The sequence below is a fragment of the Blastococcus deserti genome (genome assembly GCF_042682525.1).
Lineage (GTDB): Bacteria > Actinomycetota > Actinomycetes > Mycobacteriales > Geodermatophilaceae > Blastococcus_B > Blastococcus_B deserti.
This window is the reverse complement of the sequence record NZ_JBHUHP010000016.1, coordinates 274,316-292,452: the sequence shown is the minus strand read 5'-3', so window position 1 is coordinate 292,452 and position 18,137 is coordinate 274,316. Positions and strand designations below refer to the sequence as shown.

General features: G+C 73.8%; 17 protein-coding genes, 1 tRNA gene and 1 pseudogene. 13 read left to right on the top strand and 6 right to left on the bottom strand.

The annotated features are described in order from the left end of the window. Window positions 1–10 precede the first annotated feature (10 nt). From ACFSHS_RS17135 to ACFSHS_RS17115, 5 genes are all read left to right on the top strand, one after another. Window positions 11–904, top strand: coding sequence for a transketolase (locus ACFSHS_RS17135; protein ID WP_376878669.1), 894 nt, complete (start codon window positions 11–13; stop codon window positions 902–904). Further along, window positions 901–1,935: a transketolase family protein gene (locus tag ACFSHS_RS17130; protein ID WP_376878667.1), complete on the top strand. Its 1,035-nt coding sequence runs from the start codon at window positions 901–903 to the stop codon at window positions 1,933–1,935. Before ACFSHS_RS17135 ends, ACFSHS_RS17130 begins: the two co-directional genes overlap by 4 nt. An 82-nt stretch (window positions 1,936–2,017) precedes the next feature. After that, window positions 2,018–2,779 carry an SDR family NAD(P)-dependent oxidoreductase gene (locus tag ACFSHS_RS17125; RefSeq protein ID WP_376878665.1) on the top strand — a complete coding sequence of 254 codons (762 nt, stop codon included), beginning with the start codon at window positions 2,018–2,020 and terminating at the stop codon, window positions 2,777–2,779. 486 nt (window positions 2,780–3,265) lie between these two features. Then, entirely contained in the window at window positions 3,266–3,547 is a 282-nt protein-coding gene (locus ACFSHS_RS17120; protein WP_376878663.1) for a hypothetical protein, read from the top strand. 133 nt (window positions 3,548–3,680) lie between these two features. Further along, on the top strand, window positions 3,681–4,148 hold the full coding sequence (locus tag ACFSHS_RS17115; protein WP_376878661.1) for a hypothetical protein: 468 nt from the start codon (window positions 3,681–3,683) through the stop codon (window positions 4,146–4,148). A gap of 185 nt (window positions 4,149–4,333) precedes the next feature. On the opposite strand, the gene ACFSHS_RS17110 is transcribed toward ACFSHS_RS17115, so the two are convergent. The 3 genes from ACFSHS_RS17110 to ACFSHS_RS17100 are packed head-to-tail and all read right to left on the bottom strand — an operon-like array spanning window position 4,334 to window position 5,963. Continuing rightward, complete coding sequence (locus ACFSHS_RS17110; RefSeq protein WP_376878659.1) at window positions 4,334–4,612, bottom strand: FMN-binding negative transcriptional regulator; 279 nt, start codon at window positions 4,610–4,612, stop codon at window positions 4,334–4,336. Then, window positions 4,606–5,373 (bottom strand): B3/B4 domain-containing protein, encoded by a 768-nt coding sequence (locus ACFSHS_RS17105; RefSeq protein WP_376878657.1) that lies wholly within the window; start codon window positions 5,371–5,373, stop codon window positions 4,606–4,608. The genes ACFSHS_RS17110 and ACFSHS_RS17105 overlap by 7 nt, the downstream gene beginning before the upstream one ends. After that, on the bottom strand, window positions 5,370–5,963 hold the full coding sequence (locus tag ACFSHS_RS17100; protein WP_376878655.1) for a helix-turn-helix domain-containing protein: 594 nt from the start codon (window positions 5,961–5,963) through the stop codon (window positions 5,370–5,372). The genes ACFSHS_RS17105 and ACFSHS_RS17100 overlap by 4 nt, the downstream gene beginning before the upstream one ends. Window positions 5,964–6,054: 91 nt before the next feature. Here ACFSHS_RS17100 and ACFSHS_RS17095 point away from each other — a divergent pair, with 91 nt between their 5' ends. From ACFSHS_RS17095 to ACFSHS_RS17085, 3 genes and pseudogenes are all read left to right on the top strand, one after another. Then, window positions 6,055–7,245, top strand: a complete 1,191-nt coding sequence (locus tag ACFSHS_RS17095; RefSeq protein ID WP_376878653.1) for a trans-sulfuration enzyme family protein — start codon at window positions 6,055–6,057, stop codon at window positions 7,243–7,245. Next, window positions 7,242–8,114: an MOSC domain-containing protein gene (locus tag ACFSHS_RS17090; RefSeq protein ID WP_376878651.1), complete on the top strand. Its 873-nt coding sequence runs from the start codon at window positions 7,242–7,244 to the stop codon at window positions 8,112–8,114. Before ACFSHS_RS17095 ends, ACFSHS_RS17090 begins: the two co-directional genes overlap by 4 nt. An 11-nt stretch (window positions 8,115–8,125) precedes the next feature. Then, a pseudogene (locus ACFSHS_RS17085) lies at window positions 8,126–8,206 on the top strand (hypothetical protein); the annotation flags it as partial. 149 nt (window positions 8,207–8,355) lie between these two features. Here ACFSHS_RS17085 and ACFSHS_RS17080 read toward each other — a convergent pair. Together ACFSHS_RS17080 and orn are read right to left on the bottom strand one after the other, a co-directional pair. After that, window positions 8,356–8,431 (bottom strand) — tRNA-His (locus ACFSHS_RS17080). Window positions 8,432–8,492: 61 nt separating this feature from the next. After that, window positions 8,493–9,182 carry an oligoribonuclease gene (gene orn / locus ACFSHS_RS17075; RefSeq protein WP_376878649.1) on the bottom strand — a complete coding sequence of 230 codons (690 nt, stop codon included), beginning with the start codon at window positions 9,180–9,182 and terminating at the stop codon, window positions 8,493–8,495. A gap of 145 nt (window positions 9,183–9,327) precedes the next feature. Here orn and ACFSHS_RS17070 point away from each other — a divergent pair, with 145 nt between their 5' ends. Next, window positions 9,328–10,518: a hypothetical protein gene (locus tag ACFSHS_RS17070; RefSeq protein WP_376878647.1), complete on the top strand. Its 1,191-nt coding sequence runs from the start codon at window positions 9,328–9,330 to the stop codon at window positions 10,516–10,518. Window positions 10,519–10,685: 167 nt separating this feature from the next. Further along, the gene (locus ACFSHS_RS17065; RefSeq protein WP_376878645.1) at window positions 10,686–12,464 is read left to right on the top strand and encodes a hypothetical protein; all 1,779 of its coding nucleotides are present in this window, start codon (window positions 10,686–10,688) and stop codon (window positions 12,462–12,464) included. A gap of 96 nt (window positions 12,465–12,560) precedes the next feature. On the opposite strand, the gene ACFSHS_RS17060 is transcribed toward ACFSHS_RS17065, so the two are convergent. Continuing rightward, complete coding sequence (locus ACFSHS_RS17060) at window positions 12,561–13,166, bottom strand: SACE_7040 family transcriptional regulator (RefSeq protein WP_376878643.1); 606 nt, start codon at window positions 13,164–13,166, stop codon at window positions 12,561–12,563. A gap of 90 nt (window positions 13,167–13,256) precedes the next feature. On the opposite strand from ACFSHS_RS17060, the gene ACFSHS_RS17055 reads away from it, so the two are divergent. From ACFSHS_RS17055 to ACFSHS_RS17045, 3 genes are all read left to right on the top strand, one after another. Next, entirely contained in the window at window positions 13,257–14,870 is a 1,614-nt protein-coding gene (locus ACFSHS_RS17055; RefSeq protein WP_376878641.1) for a carboxyl transferase domain-containing protein, read from the top strand. A 79-nt stretch (window positions 14,871–14,949) separates the two neighbouring features. Further along, complete coding sequence (locus ACFSHS_RS17050; RefSeq protein ID WP_376878639.1) at window positions 14,950–16,968, top strand: ATP-binding protein; 2,019 nt, start codon at window positions 14,950–14,952, stop codon at window positions 16,966–16,968. 5 nt (window positions 16,969–16,973) lie between these two features. Beyond that, the gene (locus tag ACFSHS_RS17045; protein WP_376878791.1) at window positions 16,974–18,128 is read left to right on the top strand and encodes an acyl-CoA dehydrogenase family protein; all 1,155 of its coding nucleotides are present in this window, start codon (window positions 16,974–16,976) and stop codon (window positions 18,126–18,128) included. Window positions 18,129–18,137 lie beyond the last annotated feature (9 nt).

Sequence of the window (18,137 nt, the reverse complement as noted above, 5' to 3'; positions counted from 1 at the left end):
GAGGCATGTCATGACTTCCCTGAGCACAACACCGGCCACCGCCGTCCGCGAGGTCGGCGAGGGGCAGAAGGACGACGCACAGCGGATCGAGCGCATCCGGCAGGCCGCCTACCGCATCCGGCGCAACGCACTGGACATGGGGGAGGTGCAGGGGCAGGGCTACATCGGCCAGGCCCTCGGCGTGGCCGACGTCCTCGCCGTCGTCTACACCGACCAGTTGCGCTACCGGCCCGAGGACCCGCACTGGGCCGACCGGGACCGCTTCCTCCTCTCCATCGGCCACTACGCCATCGCGCTGTACGCCGCGCTGGCGGAGGCCGGGATCATTCCGGTGGAGGAGCTGGAGAGCTACGGATCGGACGACTCCCGGCTGCCCATGTCGGGGATGGCGTCCTACACCCCGGGCATGGAGATCTCCGGAGGATCGCTGGGCCACGGCCTCGGGGTGGCCACCGGGATGGCGCTGGGACTGCGCCACCTGGGCAATCCGGCGCGGGTGTTCAACCTGCTCTCCGACGGCGAGCTCGACGAGGGCTCGACCTGGGAGGCGGCGATGGCCTGCGCCCACCACGGGCTCGACAACGTCACCGCGATCGTCGACGTCAACGCCCTGCAGGCCGACGGCCCCACCGCCGGCGTGCTGCGGACCGAGCCGGTCGTCGACAAGTGGCGGGCCTTCGGCTGGCACGCCCTGAGGGTCGACGGCAACGACGTCGCCGCGCTCGTCAGCGCCTTCGACGAACTGCGCGAGCACCGCGGCTCTCCGGCGGTGCTGATCTGCGACACCCGCATCGGTTCCGGCGTCCCCCTGCTCGAGAACCGCGAGAAGGCCCATTTCATGCGGGTGGAGGAACACGAATGGGAGCTCGCCCGCACCCAGCTCCAGGAAGGACTGGCCCGATGACCAGCACCGCCCCCCGCAAGAAGCTCACCACCTCGGCGATGATCGCCTCGTTCGCCGACCCCGGTCAGCGCACCACCAGCGCGCCCTTCGGACGCGCTCTCGTCCGCCTGGCCGAGGAGCGTCCCGAGATCGTGGGACTCTCCGCCGACCTGGCCAAGTACACCGACATGCACGTGTTCCGCGACGCCTTCCCGGAGCGGTTCTTCCAGATGGGCATGGCCGAGCAGGTCATGCTCGGGGCGGCTGCCGGGATGGCGGAGGTGGGCCTGGTGCCGTTCGCCTCGACGTACTCGGTCTTCGCCACCCGGCGGGCCTACGACTTCCTCTGCCTGGACATCGCCGAGCCGAACCTGAACGTCAACGTCGTCGGGGCCCTGCCCGGCCTCACCACCGGGTACGGGCCCAGCCACCAGGCGACCGAGGACCTGGCGATCCTGCGCGGCTGCCCGAACCTGACGATCGTCGACCCGTGCGACGCGGTGGACATCGAGCAGGCCGTGCCGGCGCTGGCGGCGGCACCCGGACCCACCTACCTGCGGCTGCTGCGCGGAGCGGTGCCCACCGTGCTCGACGAGTACGACTACCGGTTCGAGCTGGGCAAGGCCGCCGAGCTGCGCACCGGCCGGGACGTCGTCCTCATCTCCACCGGGCTGATGACCATGCGGGCGCTGCAGGCCGCGACCCGGCTGGAGGCCGATCACGTCGACGTCGCGGTGCTGCACGTCCCCACGATCAAGCCTCTGGACACCGAGGCGATCCTGCGGGCGGCCCGGACCGACCGGCTCGTGGTCACCCTCGAGAACCACACCGTGATGGGCGGGCTCAGCGAGTCGGTGGCCGCCACGCTGGCCTACGCCGGCGTCGGGAACCGGGTGGTGCCGATCGCGCTCCCCGACGAGTTCCTCGCCGCGGGCGCCCTGCCCACCCTGCACGACCGCTACGGCCTCTCGACCGACGCCATCGTCGCCAAGGTCAGGAGCGAGCTGGGCGGCGTGGCCTGGCCCGCGGACCCCGTTCCGGCAACCGCCTGATCCCCACCCGACCCCTGACCCCCGGGGGCGCGAGACCGCGCCCCCGAACCATCGAACGACCCCACACCTTCCGGAGGAACCCATGTCCGTGTCCGACAAGACCGCCCTCGTCACCGGAGGCGGCTCCAAGCGCGGCATCGGCCGCGCCACCGCCCACACGCTGGCCGCGGCCGGCTGGAACATCGCCATCCTCGACCTGGACGAGGCCAGCGCGAAGGACGCCGCCCACGAGATCGAGGAACAGCACGGCGTGCGGGCCGTGGGCATCGGCTGCGACATCACCGACGAGAGCTCCGTCGAGAACGCGCTCGCCGTCCTCGACGACGCGGTGCCCCCCGTCGGCGCCCTCGTCAACAACGCCGGCATCACCTCGCCCATCCCGTTCCTGCAGGTCACCGGCCAGGAGTGGGACCGCATCTTCGCCGTCAACGTCCGCGGCGCCTTCAACGTCACCCGGCGCATCGCGCCAGGCATGACGGAGCGGGGCTTCGGCCGCATCGTGTTCCTGTCCTCGGTCTCGGCCGAGCGCGGTGGCGGCGTCTTCGGCGGCGTGGCCTACTCCGCGGCGAAGGCGGCGGAGCTGGGGTTCACCCGCGCTCTCGCCCGCGAGCTCGGGCCGCACGGCGTCACCGTGAACGCCGTCGCCCCCGGGTTGATCGACACCGACATCACCGGCGGCGCGCTCGAGGGCGAGCGCAAGGCGCAGCTCCTCGCCGGGATCCCGGTCGGCCGCACCGGCAAGGTGGCCGATGTCGCCGACCTCATCACCTACCTGTGCCGCGAGGAGTCCGGCTACATCTCCGGCGCCACGTACGACGTCAACGGGGGGTCGCACATCCACTGAGCCGCCCCGCTCACCGGCGGACAGCGGAACGGGCCGCTCCCGCCGGCGACAGGCCCCGTCCGGGGGCATGCCGTCGTCGCCGACGTGCCACCGGCACCCGAGGACGCGGCGCGGTGGGTCGCGTTCCAGCCCACCTCGTCGAGAACGGAGAGGCCCCGGTCAGTCACCTGACCGGGGCCTCTCCGCGTGGGGTGGGTGACGGGGCTCGAACCCGCGAGTGAGGCCGGTCCCGGGCCCGGTGGCCCGGCGAATGCGCAGGTCACGCGTGCGCTCGGACGTCGTGGAGCGGTCCTGAGCGGTCAGTTGCCCCCGATCTGCCCCCAGCTCCCGAGTGCCTCAGCGACCGCAGCAGAGCTCAAGCCGAGCCATCCCGACGCCGCCGGGGGATGTGAGTCCTGGCGGGGATCGCCCCGGTGCTGGCCACCGGACAGGTCCGAGGGTGATCAACGAGCAGCTCGCAGCGTCCGCTGCTGCAAACGGGCCGAGGTGGCGCAGGTCCTGAACATCTCGGACACCTGGCTGAAGAGGTGGGTCACCGCCCGGTGCATCCCGCACCAGCGCAGCGGCAACCCCGACGGTGTCCAGCAGCGCGGGGTGTGGTCCACCTGGGCCGACATCATGGCGATTGGCCAGATGCTGCCGGAGCTCATGACGCCGCTTCAGGCGAAGCGGGCCGCGGCCGCCGACGCGCACTCCGCAGCGCCGGACGCGCCGGAGCCGCTCACCGCCGACGTGCTCGACAGGTGGGCCAGCATCGGTCTGCGCTGACCGGGGCACCGCCGCACCACGGTGTGGTGACACCGCTCCGCCACCACATCAGATCGTCCGTTCGCGCGTCCCAGCCTGCCGGCAGGCGACGGTGGACCGATCTTCTCGGCGCGTCCTGTCGTGGGTCCCACAGATGATCACGTCCGTGGAGGAGCGGCAGGCCGGCGTCGGGCTCACCCCGTCTCGATGGCGCTGGCGACGGCTCGAGCCGTCCGCCGGCCGGCCCATGTGGCAAGCGCCGGCGCCCGGGCAGCTCGGTGAGGACGGGGCCACCGTCTTCGTCAGGCGGTTCGGGACGGCCGCCGATGCGTGCCCGGCCTGCGGTCGCCGGGCGGAGCTCTGGCACGCCTACTTCGCCCTGCCGCTCCCGTGGCGCCTGCTCGGACCGGTCGGCATCGGGTGCAGCCGGGAGCATGCTGTCCGCGCCGTCCCTGACGACGGCAGCTGGTCCTACGTCGCCGACGTCTTCATCTGGGCCGCGGACGAGATCCGGGCGGCGCCCCAGGGACGATCTGGAACGAGACGCGCGCCCGCTCGTGCGGTAGACGCGCCGAGCGGGCCACCTGGCTCGCCGCCCAGCCTGACGTGGTACGGCGGCTAGCCCTGCGGCTGTGGGCGTCCGAGGGTGGCCGACTCAGTGCCGCGGACATGGCCGTGGTGACAGTCGGGATCCTCGAGCGAGCACGCAGTTGACCGACGCGAACGCGAACGGGCGGCTGCTCGTGTCGCATCCGCCGGCCGGCTCAGCGCCGAAGCGCCCAGGGTGCGCTCCCGCCGCGGCGTGGCCTACACGGCGTCAGGTGTCGACGCACGCCTCGGCCGCGAGCAGTTCGACTCGGTCGCCACCACCGAGCGACCCCGGTTCTTCCACACCGGGTTGGGCCGGGCCAGGTGCACGAGCAGCACGGTCTCGGTCGGAGCGTCCTCGACGCTGAAGTGGGTGGGGATGACGACCGGCGGCTGCCCGGGCAGGCCGTTGACCACCAGCTGCCCGAAGTCGTGGCCGTCGGCCGGCCAGGTGCGCCACTCGTCGTCGAGGGCGGCGTCCCAGGGGTGGATCAGCACGAGCTGCCTCCATCGGTGGCGGGAGAGTGGGTGAGCAGCCGCCGGTGGATGACGGCGTCCGGGCTGAGGGCGAGCAGCGCGTCGGTGAGGGCGTCGGCGGCTGCGGAGGCGTCGTCGTCGGTGAGCGGGTCGAGGATGTCGAGGATGAACACAGCGCTGCCGGTAGCGGTGGTGAGGCGGGTGCGGGTGCACTGCCGCCAGTTCCAGCGGCGGCAGGTGACGCCGACGTCGTCGCGCCAGACGACCTCGCCGCGCTCGGGGTGCTCGACGACGGGCTCGCCGCCGGCGGTGGTGTCGAACGGCTCGCTGCCCTCGGCGCGGATCAGCCGGGGCGGCCCGGCGTAGGCGGCGCGATCCTCGCCGCCCAGCGGCAGGAGGTGGGCGATCGAGACGGCGTTGTAGACGTCCGTGATCCGGTCGATGCGCGGCAGCCCGTCGGGGTCCAGGCGGCGCAGTAGGGCCTCCACGCTGGGGCGGGTGCGCTGCGGCTTGGCGCCGAAGGCCCGGTAGGCCTCCCGCCAGGCCGCCGGGTGGGGCAGCTGCTCGGGCGGCCGCCCGTCGACGTGCCGGCGGGCCGTGGCCTCGGCGGCGGCGAGGATGCCCTCGCTGACCGCGTCGCTGGGGCCGCCGCCCAGGCCGTCGGCGGTCAGCAGCAGCGCCCGGTAGTCCGGCCGAAGCTCGGACACCGCGGGGTCGATGGTGGCGGCGGCCAGCCACTCCTGCGGGTCGCTCGGCGCGGCGGCGTCGTGGTGGCCGGTCACTTGCGGCCTCCGCCGACCTGCGGCTGGAACACGGTGAGCGCAAACCGGGCGGGTGTGGCCGCCGCGGCCGGTGTCGCGTAGCCGTGCGGGACGTCACCGGCGAACGCGACGGAGTCGCCGACGCCGAGCCGCTCGATGCGGTCCCCGACGCGCAGTTCCACCGCGCCGTCCAGGACGAGCAGCAGCTCCCGGGTACCGGCGCTGTGGGCCTCGGTGGCGTGCGCTTCGCCAGGCTGCAGGGTCCAGTCCCACAGCTCGACGACGTCGGGTGGCTCGGTGCCGGCGACCAGCAGCGCCTGCCCGCCGCGCGGACCGCGCCAGAGCACCGGCGCGGTCCCGGCCGCGGTGACCGTCAGCGCGTGGGGTCGCTCGACGTCGACCAGCACCGGCAGCCCGATGCCGAGGGCGTCGCTGATCCGCAGCAGCGTGGCGATGCTGGGGTTGCCCTCCCCGTGCTCGATGGTGATCAGCATCCGGCGGCTGACGCCGGAGCGGTCGGCGAGATCGTCGAGCGTCCAGCCATGCGCCGTGCGGTGCTGCCGAACACGCGCACCGATCTGCTCGTTGACCGCAACCACTGCTGCTGTCATCCCGCCACCTCCCTTGTGCCCACCACGGGCCGTCCGTCTACGCTGCCCTCCATGGTGCAACATAGTGCATCACGGAGGGAGGGGTGACCGCATGGACCGCCTCGACAACATGGTTGGACGGCTGCATGTGGAGACGCGGCTGGCCGCCCTCGGCCGGGGTGCCCGCGAGCCGGGGCAGCCGCTGAACGTGCCGATCGTCCCGGCCTCGAACTTCCGGGCCCCGTCGCACGGGGAGACCGCGCGCGAGTACTCCCGCGACGACGGCACCCCGGGTTGGGACGCGCTCGAAGCGCTGATCGGCGACCTCGAAGGAGGTCCGGCGGTGTGCTTCTCCTCGGGCATGGGAGCCATCGCCGCGGTCCTCGAGCTGCTGCCGGTCGGCGCCCGTGTGGTCGCGCCCCGCGACAGCTACACCGGCCTGCGGGGCCTGCTCGAGGACGGCGCCGCGGCCGGCGGCCGCTGGCAGCTGCGCACGGTGGACATGGCGAACGCCGACGAGATGGCCGCCGCCGTGGCCGACGCGGACCTGGTGTGGCTGGAGACCCCGAGCAACCCGCTGCTCGAGGTCGTCGACATCGCCGCTGTCGCAGCGGCGTCGGGTGCGCTGGTCGCCGTCGACAACACCTTCGCCACCCCGCTGCTGCAGAACCCGCTGGCCCTCGGTGCCGACTTCGTCGTGCACAGCGCGACCAAGTTCATCGGGGGGCACTCCGACCTGCTGCTCGGCGCGGTCGTGGCCCGCCGACCCGAGGACCGGGAGCGGCTCCTCCGTCGCCGGGAGGTCGCCGGCGCGACCCCAGGTGCGCTCGAGGCGTTCCTGGCGCTGCGCGGCGCCCGCACCCTCGCCGTCCGGCTGCGCCAGGCGCAGAGGACCGCCGGCGAGCTCGCCGCCCGGCTGGCCGCCCACCCGGCGGTCAGCCGGGTGCGCTACCCCGGCCTGCCCGGCGACCCGCACCACGAGCTCGCCGCCCGCCAGATGCGCGGCTTCGGCGCCGTGCTGAGCTTCGAGGTCACCGACGCCGCGACCGCCGACGCGGTCTGCACCGCCGTCCGGGTCGTCACGCACGCCACCAGCCTCGGCGGCGTGGAGTCCACCATCGAGCGGCGTGCGAAGCTGCCCGGCCAGGAGCACGTCCCGGCCGCCCTGCTGCGCCTCAGCGTCGGCGTCGAGCACGTCGAGGACCTGTGGGCCGACCTCGCCGCCGCCCTCGGGTCCCCCGCCGCCGACCCGATGACCCAGTCCACCGCCCGTTCCGACGTCCCCGCCGGGAGCCACCCGTGATCGACACCGACCTGCCCAGCGCACCCGGGGCCAGCGCGCTGACCCGCGGTCTCGCCGCCTGCCTCGCCTCGATCACCGAGGTCCCGGTCACCGAGCTCCCGCTTCCTCCCGGCGACCTGTCCTCGGCCGTCGGCGCCCTCCGTACCTGGCTGGCCGGGCGGAACTCCGGCCTGGTGCCCATCGCCGACCCCACCCGCTTCCAGTGGCCCGGCTGGTGGATCGCCGTCGTGCAGACCGCCGATGCCGAGGTCGCCACGGTGGCCTTCGGCACCCCGGCGGGCATCGTGCTCAGCCCGCAGAGGCCGGCCCTGATGGGCCGGGCCACCGCCGAGCTGCCGATCACCGCCGCCTACGCCGTCGCCTCTCTCGACCCGGTCCTCCGGCCGGCCGCGGACACGCCGGACCTGCACGGCACGGTGGAGGCGCTCGCGATCGCACCCGCCGCCGAGGCCGACATGCAGCTGCTCGAGGTCGCCCGGACGGTCGCCGGGCGTGGCCTCGACGGCGACCGGTACGCCGCCGGCGCCGGCACCTTCACCTCGCGCGGCGACAAGCGCCCGGGCTACGACCTCACCCTGATAGCCGCCGAGGTCCTCGACGAGCTCACCGCCGCCGGCGTCACGGTCGACTTCCCCGCCACCCGGCGCAACGTCCTTACCCGCGGCATCGACGTCAACGCCCTCGTCGGGCGCACCTTCCGCATCGGCGACGTCGTGTGCGAGGGCCTCCGGCTCTGCGAGCCCTGCGTCCACCTCGACCGGCTCAGCGGCCCCGGCCTGCTGCGGCCGCTCATCCACAAGGGCGGTCTGCGCGCCGACGTCCTCACCGACGGCGAGATCCGCCCCGGGGCGCCGATCCAGCCGGTCTGACCGACCTGCTCGTGGACCTCGACCTGGCCGAGCTGCGGGCGCTGGCCGCCACCGTCCGCGGAGGCACGTCGGAGGCGGCCGCGCGAGAACTCCACGTCACCCCGTCGGGCATCAGCCAGCGGCTGCGCGCGCTGGAGGTCGCCACCGGGGCGGATCCTGCTGGTGCGCACCGAACCGGTGCAGGTCACGGAGTGGGGAACGAGAAAGGCCCTGGTCAGCGCACTGACCAGGGCCTCTCACGTGGGGTGAGTGACGGGGCTCGAACCCGCGACACCCAGGATCACAACCTGGTGCTCTACCAGCTGAGCTACACCCACCGTCGCTCCCCGGCCGGCGCACGCGCCTTCGGGGGAGCCGGTGCAACGATACCGGAGCCGGTCAGGCTTCTGACGCGGCCGGGGGCGGAACGTCGTCGACACCGACCCGCGGCGTGGCGTCGCCGGCCGCCAGGACCTCGGCGAACGAGCCGATGACCTCCTCGGCGGCGTCCTTCGCCTGGTCGCTGCTGGGTCCCGGGGCCGGCACGAACAGGGTGCGGCGGTAGTACGCCAGCTCGCGGATCGACTCGATGATGTCGGCCAGCGCCCGGTGGGCCAGCCCCTTGGCCGGCTGGGCGAAGTAGACCCGCGGGAACCAGCGGCGGGCCAGCTCCTTGATCGAGGAGACGTCGACCATCCGGTAGTGCAGGTGGTCGTCGAGCTCGGGCATGTCACGGGCGAGGAAGCCGCGGTCGGTGCCGATGGAGTTCCCGCACAGCGGCGCGGTCCGGCGCTCGGGCACCCAGCGCTTGATGTAGGCGAGCAGCTGCTGCTCGGCGTCGGCCACGGTCAGGGTCGAGGCCCGGACGGCGTCGGTCAGCCCGGACTTCCGGTGCATCTCCACGACGACCTCGTTCATCCCGTCGAGATCGGCGTCGTCCGCGGAGATGATCAGGTCCAGGCCGGGGTCGAGGACGTTGAGCTCGGAGTCGGTGACCACGACGGCGACCTCGATCAGCTTGTCCTTCACGATGTCGAGTCCGGTCATCTCGCAGTCGATCCAGACCAGGTGCCCTGCGCTCTCTGCCACGTCGCCCGACAGTACGCACCGTGCGCCCCGCACGCCCCGCATGTCGGGCCTGAGCGCACGCGTCGCCGTTCCGCCAGTCGAAGGACCGGGATCGGCCGTCGGCGCCGATAGGGTCGAGCGAGTCCACCGAGCCGAGGAAGTTCCTGTGCCCCTTCCTGCTGTCCCCACCCCCGTTTCCCCGGCGGTCCCCCCGCCACCGGGATCGCTGCGTGCGGGACTGGCCCGTCCGGTCGCCCTGGTGCGGTGGCTGTGGTCGGCGTACACGACCCCGGGTCCGCCGGGGCGGAGCACGACCCCGACCGAGCTGCGGTGGATCTACACCGCCTGGCTGGGTGCCTTCGGGCTCAAGATGCTCGGCTCGTCGTGGGACGTCTCCTGGCACTTCATGTGGCTGCGCGACGACCTGGCGCCCCCGCACCTGCTCAACTCCGCGGGCACCGCGCTGGTCATCGGGCTGGTGGTCTTCCACAGCTACACCGGCTACGGCGTCGACCGCCGTGCCCTGCGCCTGATGCAGTGCGGGATCGGCCTGTTCCTGGTCGCCGTGCCGCTCGACATCATCAACCACCGGATCAACGGGCTGGACATCACCAGCTGGAGCCCCAGCCACGCCTTGCTCTACATCGGGACGGCGGTCATGCTCGCCGGCGCGCTGCGCGGCTGGTGGCTGTCCGCCGCGCCGGGCCGCGTCCGCGACCTGGTCTCGCTGGGCCTGTGGCTGTTCTTCGTCGAGAACGTGCTCTTCCCGAACCAGCACCAGGAGTACGGGGTCCTGTCGCTGCGGGCCTACGACGCCGGGCGGACGACGGCCGAGCCGCAGCTCCTGGACTTCGCCGCCTCGCAGGGGCAGTCCCCGGCGACGTTCATGCTGCCGGTGCCCTCCTGGGTGCATCCCGCCTGGCTGGTGTGCGCCGGACTGCTCTCGCTGGTGGTGGCCCGCAAGGTGGTGGGCCTGCGCTGGACGGCGACGACCATCGCCGCCACCTACCTCGCCTACCGGGCCGTCATGTGGCTGGGCCTGGTCGCGATCGGCTTCCCGCCCTCGGTCCTGCCCGTCGTGCTCGTCGTGGGCGCGGTCCTCGTCGACGTCGCGGTCACCCGCCGGGTTCCGGGGTGGGCGGCCGGGGTCGGGGTCGCGGCGGCCGTCTACGCCGGCGCCGTCGTCCAGGAGGCGCTGGGTCTCCTGCCACCGTGGAACTGGTGGTCGGCGCTGCCGGTCGCCGCCGGTTTCGCACTGCTCTGGGCCGGGGTCGACGCGCTCACCGGCAGCCGCTGGCCGGCCCGGTGGCAGACGGCCGACGAGACCGCCGACGAGCCGGAGACCGTGCGCGTCTGATCGCCCGGCCTCCGGCGCGGAGGCCGGGTTCGACCGCCTCCATGACGTAGCGTCGAGGGCAGCTGCCGGCGCCGGGCCCTCGCCCACGGGCAGTGCGCGCCGAGGGCGCCTGGCGTCCGCATGCCCCTGAACGAGCCGAGTACCCGACCGCCCGGAGGACACCCGACGTGCTGGCCCTGACCCCGGCGCCGCTGCAGACCGCGGGGGAGCGAGCCCTGTTCGGCGAGCTGACCCGCTGGGACACCGGCGCATCGGTCCGCGCCGCCGTCGTCGCCTCCATCCCCCTCATCGACGGCCCCCTCGGCCGGCGCATCTCCGACGCGGTCCTGTTCGTCCCCGAGGGGATCGCCGTCATCCGCATCGCGGAGGTGCTGCGGCAGTCCGGTGTCGTGAAGGCGGTACCGGAGGGGGCGTGGACCATCGCGCCCGAGTCGGGACCGGGTCAGGCGCTGCAGCTCTCCGGTGGGGGTTCCACGCCGCTGGACGGGCTGATGCGCGCCGGCATGGACGTCGCGGTGAAATTGCGCCGCGCGGGCCTCGAACCGGGCCGGATCGCCCGGCTGACGGTGCTGGTGGGCGACGTGACCGGCCTGGTGCCCGCCGACGGCGACCTGGGGGAGGGCGACCTGGTGGCCCGCCTGGAACCCCGGTCGCTGCTGCTCGGCATCGCCCGGTCCAGCCGCTACGCCGGTGTGGACAACCCCCGGCTGTGGACCACCGCCGACGTCCGGGCCGCCCTCGAGGCGCTGGAGCTCGGCGGCCGGGGCCCGACGGTCGAGGAGCTCAACGGCGAGGGCTTCCCCTACTCGCCCTACGTGCTGCGCCGTCCGGAACTGCTCGCCCCGGCGGCGATGGCCGCCTCGCCCGCCGGCGCGGCGCAGGCGGCGTCGTCCGCTGCGGCGGCCGCCCCGCCGGTCGGGGACGCGCCGGCTCACGTCCCGGCCGCGACGCCGGTGCGCGAGCACCCGAGCCCGGCGGCGATCGCCCAGGCCGTCGCCGCCTCGGCCGCCGCCGCGCACACCGCTGCCGCCCAGGCGCCCGCACAGCCGCCGGCCCCGCCGGTGCAGTCGGCTCCCGCGCCGGTGCAGTCGAAGCGCGACACGGTCGCCATCGACGGACCGGCGGCGCCACCGGACGACGACGGCATCGGCGGGCTGTTCGGCGGAAGGGAGGCCGACGTCGAACCGGGCCCGCCGGTCGGCACCGTCGTCCCCCCGCGCACGGCGGTCCTTCCGGAGCCGCCCCCGCCGGCGGCACCCACGCCCGCTCCGGTCTTCTGGAGCCGGACCGAGCAGGACGACGAGGACGACGGGTCAGGCGCCCGCCCGCGCGGGCGCGCCGCCCTCTTCGCGCTGGTCGCACTGCTGGTCCTCGCCGTCCTCGGTGGGGGTGCCTGGCTCCTGCTGCGCGACCCCGGGGACGCCGGCACCGAGGCCGCCGTCGAGCCACCGGCCACGGAGACCGCTCCCGCGGGTCCCGAGGTCGGCGACATGCTGGAGGTCGGCGGCGTCCAGTACGTGCTCGAGGCGGTGGACGTCGACGACACCTGCGCCGGTCACGCCTACGGCGACACCGCGGGCTTCTTCGCGGCCACCGACTGCACCGGCCTGTCGCGGGCGCTCTACTCGGCCCGCATCGACGGCGAGCCGGTGGTGGTCTCGGTGGCCCGCGTCCAGATGCCCGACACCGCGATCGCGCGCGAGCTCCAGGCGGTGACCGACCGCAACGGCAGCGGCAACGTCAGCGACCTGCTGCGCGAGGGCGTCCGCTACACCGGCAGCCCCGCCGAGCTCTCCTCCGCCGAGTACGCCAGCGCGGTCTCCGGCCCGACGGTGACGATCGTCGAGAGCGCCTGGGTCGACGAGGACGCCGACGGCGGATCCGCCGAGATCGACCGGGTCGCCGACGGCGGTCTGGCCCTGCCCGTCCCGCCAATCCCCGGCTGAAAGAGGACCCCGTCCCTCTCACCGCGATCATGGCGGCGGGGCCACGTTCTGGCGCCCCGCGGTGGTCAGCGCGCCATGATCGCGGGGGTCTCGGCCTCAAGCGGTGGCGGCGGCCCAGGCCATGTCGGCCAGCAGTGCCGCCATGGCCGGGTGGCTCAGCCGACCCGCGCTGTGCGGGGTGGAGTTGATCAACCCGAAGATCGCGTGGGCACGGGCCCGGCAGGCGGCGGCGTCCGCCGCGGGGTGCAGCCGGGCCAGCACGGCGACCCACACCTCGACGTAGCGGCGCTGCAGCCGCCGGACCTGCGCGGCGTCGACCTCGGCCAGGTTGCCCAGATCGCGGTCCTGCACGGTGATCAGCGCCGGGTTGGCGAGGGCGAAGTCGACCTGGAAGGCGATCAGCGCCCGGAGCTGGGCGGCGGGGTCGGCGCCGGCCTGCGCCACCTGCTCGCTGCCCCCCGCCAGCAGCCGCTCGCTGATCCGCAGCAGCATCTCGGCGAGCATCGCGTCCTTGCTGGCGAAGTGCCGGTAGATCGCCGGGCCGGTCACCCCCACGGCCGCGCCGACGTCGTCGACCCCTACCGCCCGCGAGCCGCGCTCGGCGAACAGCTGCGCGGCCGCCTGGAGGATCTGCTCCCGCCGCGAGGGGCGGTCGGCGTCGGCGTGCAGCGCCGCGTCCCGTGCCGTGCGCGCGGAGGTCATACGGCCGATGGTAGCCCGGGGGTGAACGAGCGTTAACCACTCCGGGGCGTTGGCTTTACCGCCGGTGTGAACGGCGGTTAACCTCTGCGCGTGGACGCACCCGTGCTCTCCCCCGCGGCTGTGGTCGACGCCGCCAGCGCCGCCCGCAACGCCGCCGCGCACGCCGAGCTGGCCGCCGACCTCGCCGCGCAGCTGAGCCGGGTGGCCCTGGGCGGTGGCGAGCGGGCGAGGCAGCGGCACGTCGAGCGGGGCAAGCTCCTGCCGCGGGAGCGGGTGGACACGCTGCTCGACCCGGGCAGCCCGTTCCTCGAGCTCTCGCCGCTGGCCGCGCACGGCCTCTACGACGGCGAGGCACCGGCGGCCGGCATCATCACCGGCATCGGCCGCATCGCCGGGCGCGAGTGCGTCGTCGTCGCCAACGACGCCACCGTCAAGGGCGGCACCTACTACCCGATGACCGTGAAGAAGCACCTGCGCGCGCAGGAGGTGGCGCTGCACAACCGGCTGCCCTGCGTCTACCTGGTCGACTCCGGAGGGGCGTTCCTGCCGATGCAGGACGAGGTCTTCCCCGACCGCGAGCACTTCGGCCGGATCTTCTACAACCAGGCCACGATGTCGAAGGCCGGCATCCCCCAGATCGCCGCCGTCCTCGGGTCCTGCACCGCCGGCGGGGCGTACGTGCCGGCCATGAGCGACGAGGCCGTCATCGTCCGCGAGCAGGGCACGATCTTCCTCGGCGGGCCCCCGCTGGTGAAGGCGGCGACCGGCGAGGTGGTGACCGCCGAGGAGCTCGGCGGAGGCGACCTGCACAGCCGGGTGAGCGGCGTCACCGACCACCTGGCCGACGACGACACCCACGCGCTGCAGATCGTCCGGCAGATCGTCGGGACCCTGGGTCCGCGCGCACCGCGCCCCTGGGACGTCGAGCCGGTCGAGGAGCCGCTGCACGACCCGCGCTCGGTCTACGAGGTCGTGCCGCCCGACCCGCGCACGCCCTACGACGTCCGCGAGGTGATCGCCCGGCTGGTCGACGGCAGCCGGTTCGCCGAGTTCAAGCCGCTCTACGGGGCGACGCTGGTCACCGGCTTCGCCCGCCTGCACGGTCATCCGGTGGGGATCGTGGCGAACAACGGCGTCCTGTTCGCCGAGTCGGCGCTCAAGGGGGCGCACTTCATCGAGCTGTGCGACCGCCGGCGGATCCCGTTGCTGTTCCTGCAGAACATCTCGGGGTTCATGGTCGGCCGCGACTACGAGGCCGGGGGCATCGCCAAGCACGGCGCCAAGATGGTCACTGCCGTCGCGTGCGCCCGGGTACCGAAGCTCACCGTGGTCATCGGCGGCTCGTTCGGCGCCGGCAACTATTCGATGTGCGGCCGGGCCTACTCGCCCCGGTTCCTGTTCACCTGGCCCAACTCACGCATCTCCGTCATGGGAGGTGAGCAGGCGGCGTCGGTGCTCGCCCAGGTCCGCCGCGACGGGTTCGAGGCCCGGGGGGAGGACTGGCCGGTCGAGGAGGAGGAGGCGTTCAAGGCGCCGATCCGTGAGCAGTACGAGTCGCAGGGGCACCCGTACTACGCCACCGCCCGGCTGTGGGACGACGGCGTCATCGACCCCGCGCAGACCCGCACGGTGCTCGGCCTGGCGCTCTCCGCCTGCGCGAACGCCCCTCTCGAGGAGGTCGGCTATGGCGTCTTCCGCATGTGACCCGCAGCTTTCGGTACCGAAAGCTGCGGCGCGGCGCCCAGCTTTCGGTACCGAAAGCTCCGTAGGGGCGGTGGCGTAGGTGTTCGACACCGTGCTCGTCGCCAACCGGGGCGAGATCGCCGTCCGCGTGATCCGCACGCTGCGGGCGATGGGCATCCGCTCGGTCGCCGTGCACAGCGACGCCGACGCCGGGGCCCTGCACCCGCGCCTGGCCGACGTCGCCGTCCCCATCGGGCCGGCCCCCGCCGCGCAGAGCTACCTCTCGATCGAGCGGGTGCTGGAGGCGGCCGTCCGCACCGGGGCGCAGGCGATCCACCCCGGCTACGGCTTCCTCTCGGAGAACGTCGAGTTCGCCCGGGCCTGCGAGAAGGCGGGAATCGTCTTCATCGGTCCGCCGGTCGCCGCCATCGAGGCCATGGGCGACAAGATCCGCGCCAAGCAGACGGTGATGGCCGCCGGGGTCCCCGTCGTCCCCGGGCGGACGGAGCCCGGCATGGACGACGGCCAGGTCACCGAGGCCGCGGTCGCCGTCGGCTTCCCGGTGCTCCTCAAGCCCAGCGCCGGAGGCGGCGGCAAGGGCATGCGGGTGGTGCGCAGCAAGGAGGAGCTGCCCGACGCCATCGCCTCCGCCCGACGCGAGGCCAAGGGTTCCTTCGGCGACGACACGCTGCTGGTGGAGCGGTACGTCGGCAACTCCCGGCACATCGAGGTGCAGGTCCTCGGCGACGCCCATGGCAACGTGATCCACCTGGGCGAGCGCGAGTGCAGCCTCCAGCGCCGGCACCAGAAGGTGATCGAGGAGGCGCCGTCCCCGCTGCTGGACACCGCGTCGCGGGCCTCCATGGGCGGCGCGGCGGTCGAGGCCGCCAGGGCGGTCGGCTACACCGGTGCCGGGACGGTCGAGTTCATCGTGGACGGCGATACGGCAGGGCCCGGACGCACGCCTGACTACTACTTCCTCGAGATGAACACCCGGCTGCAGGTGGAGCACCCGGTCACCGAGTGCATCACCGGCCTGGACCTGGTCGAGCAGCAGATCCGCGTCGCGGCGGGCGAGCGGCTACCGGTCGACCAGAGCGACGTCACGCTCGACGGGCACGCGATCGAGGCCCGGCTCTACGCGGAGGACCCTTCCCGCGGCTTCCTCCCGCAGGCCGGCACCGTGCTGGGGCTGGTCGAGCCGTCGGGTCCCGGCATCCGCGTCGACAGCTCGCTGGCCGTCGGCGGTGTGGTCGGCACCGACTACGACCCGATGCTGGCCAAGGTCATCGCCTGGGCGCCGGACCGGGAGACCGCCCGTGCCCGGCTGGTCGGCGCCCTCGGGCACACCGCCGTCCTCGGGGTGACGACGAACGCGGCCTTCCTGCGGCGGCTGCTCAGCGATCCCGACGTGGTCGCCGGGCGGCTGGACACCGGCCTGATCGGGCGCCGGGGCGACGCCCTGACCCTGCCCGAGGCGCCGCCGCCGCACGTGTACGCCGCCGCGGCGCTGGCGCTGCTGATCGAGAGCGAGCCGGCCGGCCCGGTCGTCGACCCCTGGGACGTCCCCGACGGCTGGCGGCTGGGCGAGCCCGCCTGGACCGTCCGGCGGCTGCAGGCCGCCGGGGGCGACCCGGTCGAGGTGCGCCTGCGCGGGCGGTCCTCGGCGGCGGAAGTGCGCGTCGGGGACGGCGAGCCCGTGGCGGCCCGGGCGTTCAGGGACGGCGGCCGGCTCGCCGTGACCCTGGACGGCCTGACGATGTCCTACGTCCTGCAGCACGAGGGCGGCACGGTGTGGTTGGCCGCCGACGGGCACGTGACGGCTCTGCGCGAGCACGAGCGGCTGTCATCGGCGGCGGGTGCGGCGTCCGGCGACGGTGTGGTCACCGCGCCGATGCCCGGAACGGTGACCGTGGTGCAGGCCGCGGTGGGCGACGAGGTGGCCGCGGGGACCCCGCTGCTGGTCGTCGAGGCCATGAAGATGGAGCACGTGCTGACCGCCCCGATCGCGGGAACGGTCGCCGAGCTCGGTGTGACGGCCGGCCAGACGGTCGCGCTGGACGAGCGGCTGGCCCTGGTGACCCCGGTGGCGGCCGCACCCGATCGACAGGAGCTGTGACCCAGATGCTGGACTACCGGCTCGCCGCCGAGACCGAGGCCCTTCGCAAGACCGTCCGGGAGTTCGCCCAGGAGGTCATCGCCCCGCAGATCGGGGAGTTCTACGAGCGCGACGAGTTCCCGACGCACATCGTCCGGCAGATGGGCGAGCTCGGGCTGTTCGGGCTGCCGTTCCCCGAGGAGTACGGCGGTGCGGGCGGTACCTACTTCGACCTGTGCGTGGCGCTCGAGGAGCTGGCCCGGGTGGACAGCTCGATGGCCATCACCGTGGAGGCCGGCGTCTCGCTCGGGGCCATGCCGATCCACCGCTTCGGCACCGAGGAGCAGAAGCAGGAGTGGCTGCCGCGGCTGTGCTCCGGTGAGGCGCTGGGGGCCTTCGGGCTCACCGAGCCCGGCGGTGGCTCGGACGCCGGGGCGACCCGCACGACCGCGCGGCTGGAGGACGGCCACTGGGTGATCAACGGGTCGAAGGCGTTCATCACCAACGCGGGCACCGATCTCACCGCACTGGTCACCGTCACCGCCGTCACCGGCACGCGACCGGACGGCGGCAAGGAGATCTCGGCGATCATCGTGCCGTCGGGGACGCCGGGGTTCGTCGTCGGCCAGCGGTACTCGAAGGTCGGCTGGAACGCCTCGGACACCCGCGAGCTGTCGTTCACCGACGTCCGCGTGCCGGAGGAGAACCTGGTGGGGGAGCGGGGGCGCGGCTACGCGCAGTTCCTCTCGATCCTCGACGAGGGCCGGATCGCGATCTCCGCGCTGTCGGTGGGCCTGGCGCAGGGCTGCGTCGACGAGTCGGTGAAGTACGCGGCGCAGCGGGAGGCGTTCGGGCAGCCGATCGGCCGCAACCAGGCGATCCAGTTCATGATCGCCGACATGGAGGTGCGGGCGTCGACCGCGCGTCTGGCCTACTACCGGGCGGCCGAGAAGATGCTGCGGGGCGAGCCCTTCAAGCGGGAGGCCTCGATCGCCAAGCTGTACAGCTCCGAGGTGGCGATGGACAACGCCCGGTACGCGACCCAGGTCCACGGCGGGTACGGGTTCATGAACGAGTTCCCGGTGGGCCGGTTCTACCGCGACGCGAAGATCCTCGAGATCGGCGAGGGCACCAGCGAGGTGCAGCGCATGCTCATCGCGAGGGATCTGGGCGTCGGCTGAGCCCGCCGT

Coding starts and splice junctions, on each gene's coding strand:
- ACFSHS_RS17060 (WP_376878643.1), bottom strand. CDS start 13,166: ATGACCTCCGCGCGCACGGCACGGGACGCGGCGCTGCACGCCGACGCC.
- ACFSHS_RS17135 (WP_376878669.1), top strand. CDS start 11: ATGACTTCCCTGAGCACAACACCGGCCACCGCCGTCCGCGAGGTCGGC.
- ACFSHS_RS17095 (WP_376878653.1), top strand. CDS start 6,055: ATGGACCGCCTCGACAACATGGTTGGACGGCTGCATGTGGAGACGCGG.
- ACFSHS_RS17100 (WP_376878655.1), bottom strand. CDS start 5,963: ATGACAGCAGCAGTGGTTGCGGTCAACGAGCAGATCGGTGCGCGTGTT.
- ACFSHS_RS17115 (WP_376878661.1), top strand. CDS start 3,681: ATGATCACGTCCGTGGAGGAGCGGCAGGCCGGCGTCGGGCTCACCCCG.
- ACFSHS_RS17125 (WP_376878665.1), top strand. CDS start 2,018: ATGTCCGTGTCCGACAAGACCGCCCTCGTCACCGGAGGCGGCTCCAAG.
- ACFSHS_RS17045 (WP_376878791.1), top strand. CDS start 16,974: ATGCTGGACTACCGGCTCGCCGCCGAGACCGAGGCCCTTCGCAAGACC.
- ACFSHS_RS17130 (WP_376878667.1), top strand. CDS start 901: ATGACCAGCACCGCCCCCCGCAAGAAGCTCACCACCTCGGCGATGATC.